Annotated in this window: 11 protein-coding genes; 2 read left to right on the top strand and 9 right to left on the bottom strand. The window is 47.1% G+C overall.

Going from position 1 to position 15,344, the window contains the following annotated elements; all coding sequences use genetic code 11:
- Positions 1 to 13: 13 nt before the first annotated feature.
- Positions 14 to 685 (bottom strand): ribose-5-phosphate isomerase RpiA, encoded by a 672-nt coding sequence (rpiA, locus tag ACT53D_RS06330; RefSeq protein ID WP_194747083.1) that lies wholly within the window; start codon positions 683 to 685, stop codon positions 14 to 16.
- Between the two features lie 157 nt (positions 686 to 842).
- Between rpiA and mfd the strand changes: the two genes are divergently transcribed.
- Together mfd and ACT53D_RS06320 are read left to right on the top strand one after the other, a co-directional pair.
- On the top strand, positions 843 to 4,250 hold the full coding sequence (mfd, locus tag ACT53D_RS06325) for a transcription-repair coupling factor (protein WP_476155128.1): 3,408 nt from the start codon (positions 843 to 845) through the stop codon (positions 4,248 to 4,250).
- Positions 4,250 to 4,867, top strand: a complete 618-nt coding sequence (locus tag ACT53D_RS06320) for a DedA family protein (protein ID WP_379077659.1) — start codon at positions 4,250 to 4,252, stop codon at positions 4,865 to 4,867. The genes mfd and ACT53D_RS06320 overlap by 1 nt, the downstream gene beginning before the upstream one ends.
- Positions 4,868 to 4,908: 41 nt before the next feature.
- Here the strand turns inward: ACT53D_RS06320 and ACT53D_RS06315 are convergent, their stop codons facing one another.
- From ACT53D_RS06315 to ACT53D_RS06280, 8 genes are all read right to left on the bottom strand, one after another.
- Positions 4,909 to 7,113, bottom strand: a complete 2,205-nt coding sequence (locus tag ACT53D_RS06315; protein ID WP_476155125.1) for a TonB-dependent receptor — start codon at positions 7,111 to 7,113, stop codon at positions 4,909 to 4,911.
- Between the two features lie 167 nt (positions 7,114 to 7,280).
- Positions 7,281 to 8,549: a type II toxin-antitoxin system HipA family toxin gene (locus tag ACT53D_RS06310; RefSeq protein WP_476155123.1), complete on the bottom strand. Its 1,269-nt coding sequence runs from the start codon at positions 8,547 to 8,549 to the stop codon at positions 7,281 to 7,283.
- Positions 8,546 to 8,890, bottom strand: coding sequence for a helix-turn-helix transcriptional regulator (locus ACT53D_RS06305; protein WP_476155121.1), 345 nt, complete (start codon positions 8,888 to 8,890; stop codon positions 8,546 to 8,548). Before ACT53D_RS06305 ends, ACT53D_RS06310 begins: the two co-directional genes overlap by 4 nt.
- A 371-nt stretch (positions 8,891 to 9,261) precedes the next feature.
- Complete coding sequence (locus ACT53D_RS06300; RefSeq protein WP_476155119.1) at positions 9,262 to 10,152, bottom strand: VPLPA-CTERM sorting domain-containing protein; 891 nt, start codon at positions 10,150 to 10,152, stop codon at positions 9,262 to 9,264.
- A 164-nt stretch (positions 10,153 to 10,316) separates the two neighbouring features.
- Positions 10,317 to 11,510 (bottom strand): helix-turn-helix transcriptional regulator, encoded by a 1,194-nt coding sequence (locus tag ACT53D_RS06295; protein WP_379077680.1) that lies wholly within the window; start codon positions 11,508 to 11,510, stop codon positions 10,317 to 10,319.
- Between the two features lie 11 nt (positions 11,511 to 11,521).
- The gene (locus tag ACT53D_RS06290; RefSeq protein ID WP_476155117.1) at positions 11,522 to 12,706 is read right to left on the bottom strand and encodes a helix-turn-helix transcriptional regulator; all 1,185 of its coding nucleotides are present in this window, start codon (positions 12,704 to 12,706) and stop codon (positions 11,522 to 11,524) included.
- 9 nt (positions 12,707 to 12,715) lie between these two features.
- Positions 12,716 to 13,870, bottom strand: coding sequence for a helix-turn-helix transcriptional regulator (locus ACT53D_RS06285; RefSeq protein WP_476155115.1), 1,155 nt, complete (start codon positions 13,868 to 13,870; stop codon positions 12,716 to 12,718).
- A gap of 424 nt (positions 13,871 to 14,294) precedes the next feature.
- Positions 14,295 to 15,344, bottom strand: a 1,050-nt coding sequence (locus tag ACT53D_RS06280) for a PEP-CTERM sorting domain-containing protein (RefSeq protein ID WP_476155113.1), incomplete at its 5' end; no start/stop codon positions are given.

The raw sequence follows: 15,344 nt of genomic DNA, 5'->3' as shown, positions 1-15,344 counted from the left end.
GAAATGCCGCCAGTTAAACCCGTGTTGCGATCTGGCCCTGATCTGCAATCAGGATGGTTGTAGCTAGTTTGGCAAAAATACCATGCTCAACCACGCCGGGAATATTGTTCAGTGCTGCGTTGAGGCTATGTGCATCCAGGCCAGCCTCAAAGCGCATATCCAGCACCAGACTGCCGTGGCTGGTCATGCACAAGCCGTCTTTGGCTACATTAGGCCGTAGCTCTCCCGTGCCTCCGATGGCTTCAATGCTGCGCTTGGCCGCTTGCCAGGCAAAAGGCATCACTTCAATCGGGATAGGATAGTTCTGGCCAATATGAGGCACCAGCTTGCTCTTATCTGCCACAACAATAAACTGTTTGGCCGCCTTGGCCAGCAGTTTTTCCATGACCAGATCATAGCCGCGGCCTTTGAGCAGGGTGTTGTCGGGCGTGATTTCATCCGCGCCGTCCACATAAAGATCTATCTGGCTGAGCTGTTGCAGGCCCAGCACGGTCAAGCCAACGCTTTGCGCCTTGATCATGCTGATGGTGGAGCTGGCAACCGTGGTCACCCGCAGGCCTTGCTGCTGGCGTTGCGCCAGCGCTTCAATAAAGTAATTGGCGGTAGATCCTGTGCCCAGGCCTACGATCATCTCGTCTTTGACGTAGCTGGCAGCTTCCAGCGCGACGGCTTGTTTGTCATTCATCTTTATCATCTCCGTGCTGGGGTCATACATTTTATTCGCTCGGGCGTCTTAGGTGTCATTCCATGACAGCCGATCGACGCTTGCAGTTATAATAGCAAACTCGGCAGATTCGCCAACAAATACTCATCTAACCTGAGCAATAAGAGTCTAATTTTTTATGGCAGTTTCACTCCCCGTGATCGGGCATCCGCAGCGCTTTTCTTTTCAAAGTCAGGGCCTGGATAGCCAGGCATTAGCCGAGCTGGCTTGTGGTTTAAAAGCAACAAACACGCCTCTGGTCGTTTTAACGGCGAGTGCGTTTGAAGCGCAACGGCTGATGGACGAAATCCCGTTTTTTGGCAAAGAGATTGCCGTACATTTGCTGCCAGACTGGGAAACGCTGCCGTATGACGTGTTTTCCCCGCATCCTGATTTAATCTCTGAGCGCCTGGCAACCTTGTATCAACTGAGCCAAAACCAGAGCAATGTGGTGATTGTGCCGATGGCGACCGCATTATTGCGCCTGCCGCCGGTGGCTTACCTGGCCGCGCACTCGTTTATGCTCAAAAAAGGCCAGCGGCTGGATGTAGAGGCCTTGCGCAACCAGTGTGCGCAGGCGGGTTACCACCACGTGAGCCAGGTGATGGCACCGGGCGAGTTCAGCGTGCGCGGCGGGCTGGTGGATTTGTTCCCCATGGGCAGCGCCTTCCCCTACCGCATAGACCTGTTCGATGACGAAATCGAAACCATACGCACGTTTGATATCGACACCCAGCGCAGTGTCTATCCTGTGCCTGAAATCCGCATGCTGCCTGCGCGCGAGTTTCCCATGGATGAAGCGGCGATTACGCGCTTCCGCAGCCAGTTTCGCGAGTACTTTGAGGGCGACCCGCAGCGCGCCAAAATCTATAAGGATGTGAGTAAAGGCACGCCCAGCGGTGGGGTCGAATGGTATTTGCCGCTGTTTTTTGAACACACGGCCACGCTATTTGATTATTTGCCCGCGCAAACGGTCCTTTGCCTGCATGGGGATCTGGATAAGGCCGCGCAAACATTCTGGGCCGATGCCAGTACACGGCATCGCTTGATGGCTTATGATGCAGAAAAGCCCATCTTGCGCCCGGAAACATTGCTGCAAAAAGCCGATGAATTTTTTAAGCGCACGCATGACTTCGCGCTGGTTACTCAGCAAATTGCCCAACAAACCGTTTTACCGCCTGTCGATGTAGATCGACGTGCCGAGCAGCCCTTGCACAAACTGCAAGCCTTTATCCAGCAATTTGACGGGCGGGTGCTGATTGCCGCAGAAAGTCTGGGCCGGCGCGAGACCATTGCGCAACTGTTCAGCGATCATGGCCTGAGTTTTTCACTGGCTGAAGACTGGGCCGGCTTTGCACAATCCAACTTCCCGGTCATGCTCGGCGTGGCACCCTTGCATCAGGGCATGGTGGACAAGGATGCGCGCGAGGGCGCGTTGGCGGTGGTCACCGAGGCTGAGCTGTATGCCAGCACCGTGCGCCAGCAGCGCCGCCGCAATCAGGAGAAAGCGCGTAATGCCGAAGGCATGCTCAAAGACTTGTCCGAACTGCGGCTGGATGACCCGGTGGTGCATGAGCAGCACGGGGTGGGGCGTTACAAGGGCCTGGTCAATATCGATTTTGGCGAGGGCGAGACTGAGCTGTTGCTGATTGAGTATTTTGGCGAAGACAAACTGTATGTGCCGGTATCGCAATTATTCCTGATTTCACGCTATTCCGGTGGGCCGCCCGAGAGTGCACCATTGCACAGACTAGGTAGCGGCCAATGGGAAAAAGCCAAGAAAAAAGCCCTCAAACAGATTCGCGATACCGCAGCCGAGTTGCTTAACCTATATGCGCAACGCGCTGCGCGCAAAGGCCATGCCTTTACCTTGGGCCTGCATGATTACGAGGCCTTTTGTGAAGGCTTTCCGTTTGAAGAGACGCCAGACCAGCTCGATGCTATCGAAGCCGTCATCAAAGACATGCAATCTGGCCGCCCCATGGACCGCCTGGTGTGCGGTGATGTTGGCTTTGGCAAAACAGAGGTCGCGCTGCGTGCCGCTTTTGTCGCAGTGATGGGTGGCCGCCAGGTGGCGGTGCTGGTGCCGACCACCTTGCTGGCCGAGCAGCATTACCAGAACTTTGTCGACCGCTTTGCCGAGTGGCCAATCAAGGTTGCCGAAATTTCCCGGTTCCGCACCGCCAAAGAGCAGGCCGAAGCCATCAAGGGACTGGCCGATGGCAGCATAGACATCATTATTGGCACGCACCGGCTGATTCAGAAAGACGTCAAATTCAAGAATCTGGGTTTAGCGATTCTGGATGAAGAGCACCGTTTTGGCGTGCGACAAAAAGAACAGATGAAAGCGCTACGTGCCGAGGTGGATGTGCTGACCCTGACCGCCACGCCGATTCCGCGTACCTTGAGCATGGCCATGGAAGGCCTGCGCGAGTTCTCAGTGATTTCGACCCCGCCACAAAAACGGCTGGCGATTAAAACCTTCCATACCCCGTATTCGGACGGCATTATCCGCGAGGCGGTCATGCGTGAGTTCAAGCGTGGCGGCCAGGTGTATTTTCTGCATAACGAGGTGGATACCATCTATGTCATGAAGGAAAAGCTGGAGAAAATCGTGCCCGAAGCCCGTATCGTCATCGGTCATGGCCAGTTACGCGAGCGCGAGCTGGAACACGTCATGCGCGACTTTTACCAGCAACGCGCCAACCTGTTGCTGTGTACGACCATCGTCGAAACCGGCATCGACGTGCCCACTGCCAACACCATGATCATCAACAAGGCCGATATGTTTGGCCTGGCGCAATTGCACCAGTTACGTGGCCGCGTGGGTCGCAGTCACCACCAGGCTTACACCTATCTGCTGACCGATCCGCACCGTAATATCACGCCGCAGGCGCAAAAACGGCTAGACGCGATTCAACTGCTCGAAGACCTGGGGGCAGGCTTTCACCTCGCCATGCACGACCTTGAAATCCGCGGTGCCGGTGAATTGCTGGGCGACAGCCAGAGCGGTGAAATGCAGGAAATCGGTTTTAACTTGTATTCCGATATGCTGAATCATGCTGTTAAACAGCTCAAGGCCGGCAAAGAGCCTGACCTTGATGCGCCACTGGGGGTGACCACCGAAATCAATCTGCATACCCCAGCCTTGTTGCCCAACAATTATTGTCCTGACGTGCACGAGCGGCTGGTGATTTATAAACGCCTGGCCAACTGCGACGACGACGACGCGCTGGATGCCATGCAGGAAGAACTGATCGACCGTTTTGGCCTGTTGCCTGAGCCCGGCGAGGCGCTGATTGCCTGCCACCGTTTGCGCATCGCCGCCAAAGCCTTGGGCATTATTAAAATCGACGCCTCTGACGCAGCCATTCAGTTGCAGTTTAATGTCAAAGCCGACCTCGATCCGCTCAAGCTGATCAATCTGCTGCAACGCGACAAGCGCTGCCGCATGAATGGGCCAGATAAATTACGTGTCACGGTGCAGCTAGGCAACCTCAATCACCGTGTAGAATTAGTGAAAACCCTTTTGAAGGAATTTATGTAATGTTAGAAAAATTAGTGGCTGCCGTGGCGGGCTGGATTATTGCCGTGATTGCCAGCATGGGCTATGGCGGCATTGTGTTGCTGATGGCGATTGAATCCGCCTGTATTCCTTTGCCTTCTGAAATCATCATGCCGTTTGCCGGATTCCTGGTCAGCAAAGGCGATTTAACGCTGTGGGGTATTGCGCTGGCAGGCGCTGTCGGTTGCGTCGTCGGCTCGATCCCTGCTTATTACCTCGGCATGTACGGCGGTCGTCCTCTGGTGGAGAAGTTCGGTAAATATGTGCTGATCAGCAAAAAAGACCTCGACATGGCGGACCGCTGGTTTGCAGATCATGGTGAAATCATTATTTTTATTGCCCGCCTGTTGCCTGCCGTGCGCACATTTATCGCTTTCCCGGCAGGGGTGGCGCGCATGAACATGACGCGGTTTGTGGCTTACACCTTTGTCGGCTCACTGATCTGGTGTTTTGTGCTGGGCTACGTGGGTATGAAGGCCGGCGAGCATTGGGAAGACCTGAAGGTGTACTTCCATGAGTCGCATTATGTGATTGCTGCCCTCGGATTGATCTTCTTTGCCTGGTATGTGCGCAGACATTTTAAAAACGAAGAGGCTTAATTTAAAAATGGCGTCTTTAAATACAATCGTTTTTTGTTTTACTAGAAGTTATATTGTCCGGTGGCGCCAAAAAACCTTGGATCCCCGTAAAATGCAATACGGTTGCCAAAGAAGTCTCTGCCTTTGGTTTTGGCATAATGATTGTCAAAAAGGTTACGTGCCCAAAGACCGAGTTCCCAATGACGGTCATTAGTTATGAATTTAACTTGGGCGTTAATGAGATGTCGGCTTTCCAACTCGCTGGTCTCCTGATCGTTACTTAAACCACTATATGTTTTAGTCTGGTAGGCATCTTCAATAAAAAAATTAAACTTCCCATTCAGTGAAGGGGCGTTCAATGTGTAATCAACTGCTGCCCTTGCGCTAAATCTTGGGGCGTCAGGCAATCTTTGACCTGCTGCATTTCCTGCGTTTGATCCGCTTGGGAAATCAGTAAAACGAGCATCTAGAAAGCTAAATGTTCCTGATAGATGCCAGCTTGATCCAATTAATCCCCTAAAGCTTGACTCAAAACCGCGTGTTTCAGCTTGAGCTGCATTTCTCAATTGCAAAACAGTTTGGCCTGTGCCTAAGTCCGCAAATTGAAACACCTGAAAGTCATGATAACGCTGCTGAAAAAGAGTGGCATCATACTGCCAGCGGTGATCTTCAGATTGACCTTTCAGACCAACTTCAACACTATCAACGGTTTCTTTATCAAATCTAAAGCCATCATTCACTTGTGCCGTAGATAAAAAGTCAACATTCCAGCCACCGCTTTTAAAGCCTCTAGCATATTTTGTATAAGCTTTTAAATGATTGGATAGAGCAATGGTTGCACCAATCGTTGGCGAGAAAAAATCATCTCGCCTGTGGTCTTTGTAGTTATTTAAGGTAGCCAGATTTAGTGCACCACTTTGCGTGCCATCGCTATTAAATCCTAATTGTTTATGTTCGCTGTTATAGCGTCCTCCCAGATTCAGTGTGACTGACTGGCTAATATCCGCATCAAGTGAGCCAAATAGTGCAATTGCGTCAGTTGTCACTTTGCCTACATGAGGTGCTCGGGCATTTGGTGCAATTCCAAAAGCCGCATCAAATGGCACAAGGCCTATGCCAGGTAGTTGAACGAGGGTGGAAGTGTCTTGCCCAAAAAATGCCATTCTATGCGTTTTTGCAGCTTCATGTTCACCATAAATGCCAAACAAATATCTAATGCTTTGATTCTGCGGCGAGTTAATACGTACTTCTTGAGATGTTTGAGTAAACTCATCTGCAAAGTCGGTATGAATCAAATCGACTGTACTGTAATCGTTATCCAGTCGCTGAAGGTTCTTTGTATGGCGCATGGCACTGATAGAAGTCAGCGTATGGCCTCTATCCATTAAATATTCGGCCTTAAGTGCGCCACCGAATATTTCGTTTTTAGCGAATGGTTGATTGTTTACACTCACTTTATTTTTATCAACCCTTGATAAAGGCGCGTCAAACAACCCGGACGTCGCTTGAGGTAAAAAATCAGTGTGATGGATATTAGCGTAATCAGCACTTACATCTATGGTTAATTGCTCGGTCGCTAGGTATCTAAGCTGACCTCTAGACGCAAAACGATTGATATTCTTTAATTCATTGCCTGTGGCTGTATTTTCAATAAAACCATCACGCGTTTCAGAACTTAAGGTGATTTTGCCTAACACATCCTGCCTGATTGGCCCTGTAACCATCATGGCATTTTCAAAATAATTCAGGTTGCCAATCCCGGACCTCACATATCCATCAAAAAACTCGGAAGGTGGCTTGGTTGTAATGTTTACCGCACCTGCATCTGTGTTGCGCCCAAACAAAAAGCCCTGCGGGCCTCTTAAAATTTCGATTTGCTCAATCTCAAAAATGGGATACTCTAACGCAGGTGCCTGGCCAGCATATACGCCATCGATATAAACGCCTGTGCGCGTATCGAATCCAATATTTCTACCTCCTCCGCCAATCCCACGAATAGAAATTGCTTTAGTGAGCCCATTTTGAATCACCGAAACGCCAGGTGCCAAACCTTGGGTTTCTGACAAGGTTTTTGCGTGCCGTTGATTTAATGCTTCCTGATTAATGACAGTAACCGCGATGGGCGCTTCATCTACGGGCTGAATGCGTTTTTGTGCGGTGATGCTAATAGGAGGGAGTTCAATGTTTTCAGATAAAGCAAAATCGGACTGTAAACACAATCCGCAACCAGTTAGCCAGTAAAGCTTATTTAAGGCAGTCTTAGTCAAAACAATATCGCTTTTATATTTTTAATTGATTATAGCGATAAGCACTTGTGAGATTCAATCTTTGAGCATCTCTATGACTTTAAATATGAAAAAACCCCCACATCAGATTCAGGAGAAAAATCTGTACCTATTGAATTCAAATGCAAACACTTCAAGTCACCTTTCAATTATATGATTCGAAAGTCATCCTGCAAATTTCGCCAATGGTTTGTCAGTGTTAGTTTATGTGCCTCATTCATTGGAAGGTTCTTGAGTTCACCTGGCCAAAGATTCCTTGCTTTATCCATGACATCATCCAGATGGGGTTTAATGGCTCTCCACGGGATTCCGGCATGTTCTGCCCAATGCTGAAAGTTTGCCGGTGAAACGTCATACCAGTCTTTTGTTTTGCCTAAATTCAGTGCGAAATGCTTTTCACCATCGATATATACGCTCGTGGTCACAATATCATAAGCTGGTGAAAGTCTTGGCGTAATTTTATCAGCATAAATTAAACTCCAATTCTTGAGGTGTGCATCGCCATTAGCTAGCAGGATATTGACCAACAATCGCCTGGCAAACTGCTGCGCATCAGCTAAACCATCACCAGAAAACGTGTAAATAATGTTGCCTATTTGCTCATAATTTGCCGAGTTGTATTTTTCATGCGGGTACTTCACCAATACCTGCGCAAAATCTTCCATATGGATTCTAAAATTATTATTGCGATCAAATCGCTTGATTGCGAAGGCTAGTTTTTCATCTGGCAAATTGATCTGTGGAAGCTGATCCAGCTTGTCTAATTCCACCAGTTTGATTTCGGGTATTTCTATGCCAGCCAATGCCGCAAGCTTCATGGCGGTATATTCGTTCACTGGTACATTTTTATGTTTGGTAGAAGGTGTTTTTACAATCCAATCACCCAACACCCCCCCGTTGGAGAGGTTGTAGCGACCGTCTTTTTCCTTCATGGAAAACTTCATCTGCACGCCAGCCAGAGAGAATTTATTTTCTGATGACATTTTGTCAAATTTGATGGCTCGCGCTTTACCATGCGCGCTAAGAATATGTGCTGGTACATCCTCTGGTTCCATTGGTTCAGCCACCAAGGCACCCGGCAGGTCCGCGCCAAGGTAAGCGAGAAGATGAAACTCGTTGTCGATATGCACTTTTAGCCCTTGTGCGATTAACGCTCTGAGGGCACCTTCTGGCAATAAATTAGACAGTACAGGATGTAGCCTTTGGTGTCTGATCCAGTGTTCCGCCATTAATGTATCAGCACGAGGAAAAGCTGGATGCGTCGTCAAACTGAATGTCGGGCGATTGGCATCCAGCTTAAATTCCTCGCTAAAACTCAACACATTTCTACCACTTTGATTGCCAGCCAAATAACCCACCAGCCTGCCATGCAAGCGGAGCGTGAGAAGATTGACTTCATCTCCATGGTCTATGCTCATGCTTCATCCCCAAGCAAACCCTGCCATGGATTGTCTGAAAGATTTTTATTGGCCTCTGTTTTTGTCGATGTGACTGCATGCGTCTGGTTTGAGGCTGAATCCTCCTGTTCTAGCACTGCTAACACAGCGTTGAGTTTTTCTTTGGGGACCAGCACCAGCTCGCAATGCAAGCCCTTTGCTATCAACGCCAGAGTATCCAGCCGTGGGTTCCCTTTAGATTCCAGTCTTTGATACTGCTGACGAGAAACGCCTACGCGTAACATCATGTCATTCTGTTTAAGGTGCAGCGATAAACGTCGTTGTTTGATCTGTTCGAGTAGCGAGCCCAAATTTGTCAACATATATGCTTCCTTTTTAAATTTAAGAAACATATTAGTTTCTAAATTAGATGAAAGCAACTTATTGATTTCTTTTTTTGAGTTGTTTGATTACTGAAAAAATATAAAGCAACAAAAAAAGTTGCTTTACCCATATTCGATTGTTGTCCAACATATGGTGTTGAACTACAGGCTGTTAGCAGTGTACAAAGGAATGCAGTCGTGATTGCACTTGATATTGATTGGCGCGGGGCTTTAAAAAGTCTTGCAAGCATGATGTTATTTCTAATAAATTTTCTAGTAGTTTTATGCAGGTCATGACGAATGTCTATTCCATAAACATGGAATAGATCGGTTGAAAACAAAAAGCCAGAACAAGTCTGGCTTTAATAGAGTTAAACGCTTTGTTTTTTGCGACGAGTGGCGGCCGCTACGATAGGTAGGCCAGTAGCAAACAGCCATGCAGCAGCGGGGGCGGGTACAGCGGAGATTTGACCTTGTGTGTTTGCCCAAACATAAGAGAAATTTTGTTTTAACATAGCGAAAGAACCACCATCATCAGTAAATGCTTTAGCTAAGCAGTTATCGCCATTATTGCAATAGAATTCAGGTGCTGGTGATTCAGTACCACTCCAGAATGAGCTGCTTTGTTGGGCGAGAGTAAAAATATTATTTGAGTTGTTAAAACCTGCATTGGGGTTTGGAGGATCAAAACTTGGGGATTCACCTTTTGAGTATGCTGGTGTACTGTTTAACTCACTGTAGAAAAGCTCGATAAACTCATCTCCCTTTGCAGTCCCGTTCGATGGTTCATTATGAACGGGATAGTTTGGACCTTGTCCAGTCAACCATTTATTTGAAAATGTAGGTAGCTGCCAGTTATTTGTACCAGCATAGTTAATGGTGTTGAGATAGTTGATAAATAAATTGGCACCAAACCATGTTGCCTGACCATCCGCCTTAAAGTCACTTGTTGTGACTTTGTAGCCAAGTTTGGCAAAACCATCCAAAGGGTCATAATAAGAGGAGTTCCCATATTCAAAAATTAATTTGGGGCTGGCCGATAATATTTTATTCACCAGACTGCTATCTGACGCCATCATGGTTTTTAACAAGTTGGCATCTTTCATCCATGTCACGTCACTGACAGAGCTGTAAACTAAATCTACGCCGTTAGTAGTGTAGCTTTTTAGTGCTGCGTTTGAATTAGTGCTGAAAGCTGCGAGAGAAATCAGTAATCCTGAAAAAGAGAATTTGATAGATTTATACAAATAAAGACCAGGCATGTTGAGACCTTTCAATGGGTAGATGTAAGAAAATTAAATTTTGAATACTCAGTGTATTTAATTCTCTACTAGATAGATATTCCATAAACATGGAATGACCTGAGCTACCTTTTGCGGCAACCTCACAAAGGATGTATCTGAATAAAGCTTTGTATGGACAGTTTTCAGAGGAGGTGATTTAACGAATTGTCTGCAAGCTTGTTGGGATTGGTAGGCAAATGTAATAGCAGCTTGATTAGTTCCGGCTGCCGGTTAGTCGAGGTTTTCTGATAAATCGACTGCAACTGCTTGCGGATGGTGTCTTCTTTTTTATTAAGAGATTGCGCGATCTCAAGCACTGAGTAGCCTTCTGCTAGCAGCGTGGCAATTTTGCATTCGGCTGGGGATAAACCAAAAGCGGCGACAAGCAGGTTGCTGTCAATCGGTGTGGTGGATTCGGGGTGATAAAACATCAGCATGATGAGTGGCCGGAGGCCAAAGCTGCCCATGACTTTTTCTGGCAGCAAGGGCGTATAAAACGCATAGAGCTTTTCTGCGTTTTGGTTGTGCGTGGCTGAGTGAATTTGTAGTGGTTTGTATTGTTGCGAGGCGGCCTCTGCAATACCGTTTAGTTTGATTTGGCGCTCTATCTCGGCGCAGTCTTTTAGAAAACTGTTAAGGACTTGTTTGGGCATTTCAAGTTGACCATTACCATTTACCGCGATAAGCATGGTCGAATCTAGCAGATGCTTGGCTGCCTGATTGATGTGTATGATTTTGCCTGTGGTGTTGGTTAAAATAACTGGTTGGCTTAAGCGGTTGACGAGTGCATGCCCGACTAATGCGTGGGTAGAGTAAATGAAGTGATTCACACCTATACGGGCAGCGCGGGCAAGATGTGGCAATAACCTGCTTAAAAATGCCGCCCCTTCTTTAGCAAGCGGCCCTTGTGCCTGACTGCGTAAGCCGACAATCATGAATGACAGCGTTTCATCTTCGACCACTTTGCAGCCTGAGAGGTAGCGTAAATCCAGTGGCAGCAAAAAGTCCTGAAAAAACTCACTGGTGGCGACAAAGTCATCATCTAGCATTTCATGGTCATGCACCCACTCCAGCGGGGGGAGCGCCATGATGGCTGCAGCGCGGGGGTCTATAAAGTGGTACTTTTGCAGGTAACTCAATTCACTTTCAACCGGTACATTGGCACCACCACTGAATGAGAGCATGCCGTGGTGTTTGTCAAAAGCAAAGGCTTGCAGCACCTTAAGCTCCAGCGTTTCGCGCAATGCTGCAAATAGTTGATCCCAAGCAGCGTTATTTTCAATGGTTTCGTATACGAGGTTTACAAGTTGGTCATAGCGTTCTTGGGTGATATTCATGCTTACCTCTTCTAAAACCTGGAATTCAGATGGGTGAAGAGTCGATTGTCTGGTAAATGTTGTAACAGGCGCATCAACTCGATTTGATTATTGGTGGCAGTTTTTTCGTAAATAGATTGCAGTTGTTTGCGAACTGTGTCGGGCTTCTTGTTTAACCTTTTAGCAATCTCATCTACTGTCAACCCGTCTGCAATCATGGCGGAAATTTTAAGTTCGGCCGGGCTCAAGTCAAATGCCGCACTCAGTAACAGATTGTCGTTCATCTCGTTTGGCATATTGGGGTGATAAAAAATCAGCATCATGAGCGGACGCATGCCAAACACGCCAAGTGTCAATTGCGGCACGAGTGGCAAATAAAATACCAGCATGTTTGTTGAGTCTTTCGCTGCAACCGGTGCACTGACTCTAAGCGCCTGATAGCCATAGTCTTTGCCATGCGCATATTCACCCTGCTTGATCTGTTGCTCAATCTTGGCAAAGCCAGCTAGCAATTGCGTCATGGCTGGCTCTGGTAATTGCAGGCGTTGATCGGATAGCGAGATTAAATTGCAGATATTGGATAAAGTATAGGCTGCCTGATTTGCAAGCACGATATTGCCGCTCATTGAGGTGAGCAATACCGGCTGCTTCATTTTGTTGACAAGCGAATGGCCAATGAGTGCTTGGGTTGAGTAAGTAAAATGGCTGGCATTGATTTTGACTGCCCTATGCAAATGGGGCAGAAGCTGCTTCGCCAATTCGACAGATGCTTTTGAAAGAGGCCCTTGTTCGGGGCCTCGTAAGCATCCAATTGAAAATGAGATTGCATCACTTTCGATTACCTTCAGCGCAGTGAGATAACGTACGCCATAAGGTAACAAGAATGCTTGATAAAACTCGCTCTTTGCAACGTAGTCATCATCAAACACTTCATGGTCATGAAAACATTCCTGCGATGGCAGGACATTCCAATACTTACTGCGCGGGTCAATAAATTGATACTTCTGTAAATAGCTTAATTCCCCATCTGCCGGTAAGTTAGCGCCTGTGCTAAATGACATGGTGCCGTGTTGCTTGTCGATGGCAACGGCATGAACGACTTTACAGTCCAATGCCTCTCGCAACGCTGAAAATACGGCATCCCATTGACTGATGTCGTTAATGGTCTCGTAAATCAGGTGAACCAGGCGATCAAAGTGTAAGTCGGCATTTTGCATGTTTGCAATTTATTCAAAGTAGGCGGGTAAGTGTTGCAGCAGACGCATCAATTCGGGTTGTCTGCTAGTTGCAGTTTTTTGGTAGATGGATTGCAATTGTTTTCTAACCGTATCTTGTTTTTTCCCTAATTGTGTCGCAATTTCCTCAATGGGATTTCCGTCAGCAAGCAAGCTTGCAATCAGGCATTCGGCCGGGCTTAAATCAAATGCCGCTGCCAAGAGTGCGACATCGGTAGGTGGAGCCGAATTTGGATGATAAAACATCAGCAACATAAGCGGACGCAAGCCAAAGGTGCCCAGCACATATTGTGGAATCAGCACACTGTAAAAAGCATACAGTTTTTCTGTGGTGGTTGAGTGCTCGTTGTTGTGAAGTTGCAGGGTTTGATAGCTGTATGCAGACTCAGCTGAGAACCTGTTTTCTTTGATGGCTTTCTCGGTCATGGCTGCTTCTTGCAAAAACGCTTGCATGCAGTTTGCTGGCATCACCAATTTGCCGTCTTTAATCGAAATAAGGGCGGTTGCTTGGAGTAAATGCTGCGCGGCTTGATTGGTGTGTATGACTTCGCCATTAATGGAGGTGAGCATCACAGGCTGTTGCAGTTTATTGACTAAGGCAAGGCCCACCAAGGCCTGTGTGGAATAAGTAAAGTTTTTTACCACCATACGCGCTGCGCGCTGCATGTGGGGGATTAATCGGTTGGTGAAAGCAATGATATCGTCTGGTACCGGCCCTTGCTGTGGGCACCGCAAATAAGAAAATATCAGGGTGACATCTTCATCATCAATGATTTTAATCCCGGAGACATAACGCATGCCTAAGGGAATCAAAAATTCCTGATAGAACGTATTGCTGGCCACGAATGCTTCATCAAGCAAAAGGTGGTCATGTAACCAAGTGTTGACTGGGAGCGGTAGCAACAGTGGTAAGCGCGGGTCAATCGCCTGATATTTTTGAATATACCCAAGCTCACCTTCATCAGGCAAATTGGCGCCTTCGCTATAAGACAATGCACCATGCTTTTTATCTATAGCCAAGGCATAGATGCTGCACCCCACTTGATCGCTCAGCCGTTGAAAAAATAGCTGCCATGATTGATGATGCTCTACTGCTTCGTATAGCGAAGAGACAAGGCCATCGAATTGATGCTGAGTAAAATGCATGAGTTACTCTTAATCTGAATTAGATGTTTAAAATGGGCATTTAACGGCTTATTTCGTTAATCAGTACTGACCTCACCGTTAAGCGTTATTTAATTTAGTCTTTACGACTGTAGATAATTTCGGTGTCAACAGGCTACGAAAGTGCCGCTTTATCAAATCCGCATTCGCCAAAATACTTAAATTACATACCAAGTATTTGTATTAGTATCTCGTTGTATTAAGACGCTGTCTACTGCACAAATGTGGGTGAAAACCCTTGTGTAACTTATGACAGTTTGCCTTTAAACAGCGACTGATGAATGTTTTTGCGAGTCGCTTGCTGGGGAACACAATCGCAGTGTCATTTTGCTTTAAATTCATATACAAAAAACGCCCTACTCTTAAATGGTAGGGCGTTTTCGAGCGGATCGCCAACTAATATAAATTAGCTATTTTTACGTCTTGCCATAAAGCTGATCAAGCCTAAGCCAGCAAATATCAATGCAATATTGTCAGGCTCTGGTACGGGAATCACTGACACACTAATGGATACGCCTTTGTCACTATAAATGGTGTTATAGCTAAACTGGTTTAAGTTCAGGCCACTCACCGTAACAAGATTAAAAGTTGTCTGACTCCATGACCCGTAAGTCAGAATATTGTAAATACTGTTTGAAACCGGTAGGTAGTTAGCCGCAAATACCAGGTTAAGGGTGCCACCCAAAGTAGCATTACCAGTAATGTTAAGCCAATCATAACTACTGCCTTGCAGGTTGCCACCGATTTCCATCAACAGTGAGCCGTTAGAAAGCTGCGTGTAGTCCCCGTCGATATTGAGCGTGCCTGGGGAAGCACCAGGACCGATGAGGCCCGAATTACTCACATTACCAATGACCCAGCCCGTTCCAGACAAACTACCTCCTGCAACATTCACTTCATTTGCAGAAAGTGAGCCGTTGACAACAGTGCTACCAGACGTTTGCGTGTAATCGCCTGTACTTGCAAAATTACTACCATTGCCAATCAACACAGCGCCTGTATTGGTGAATGCGCCAGTACTTAATGCAGCACCTTGCATTAAAGCGATTGAGCCATTGTTTTTTGCGAGGGTGCTTAATGCGTTGGTGTTATTGGTGCTGTTGAGTAACTTCGCATTAGCGCCACGTAATGTTATCTCAGCATTGTTAATTTGCAGATTATTAATGAGATTGACTGCAAGCGTGCCATTATTCTGCACCTCATAACGTCCACCAGTGAGTGCTTGGGTTGGTTGGTCGTAGTTAGTCAGATTCTGAATGTAAAGCGAACCTGACTTTACATTGACGGTACCTGTGTTGTTAAAAGCGACGCCAATAGATGTTTGTTTACCGGAAGCATCTTGCACAAAGGTGCCAGCGTTGTTGAACGCATTCAGGTCTGATTGGTAGTTATGATACATACCGTTATCGTAGACTTCACCATTACGCACGTCGCCTTTGCTGGTAAATGTGCCCGT

This window comes from Methylophilus sp. DMC16, from assembly GCF_056314045.1.
This window is presented reverse-complemented; position numbering and strand designations above follow the sequence as displayed.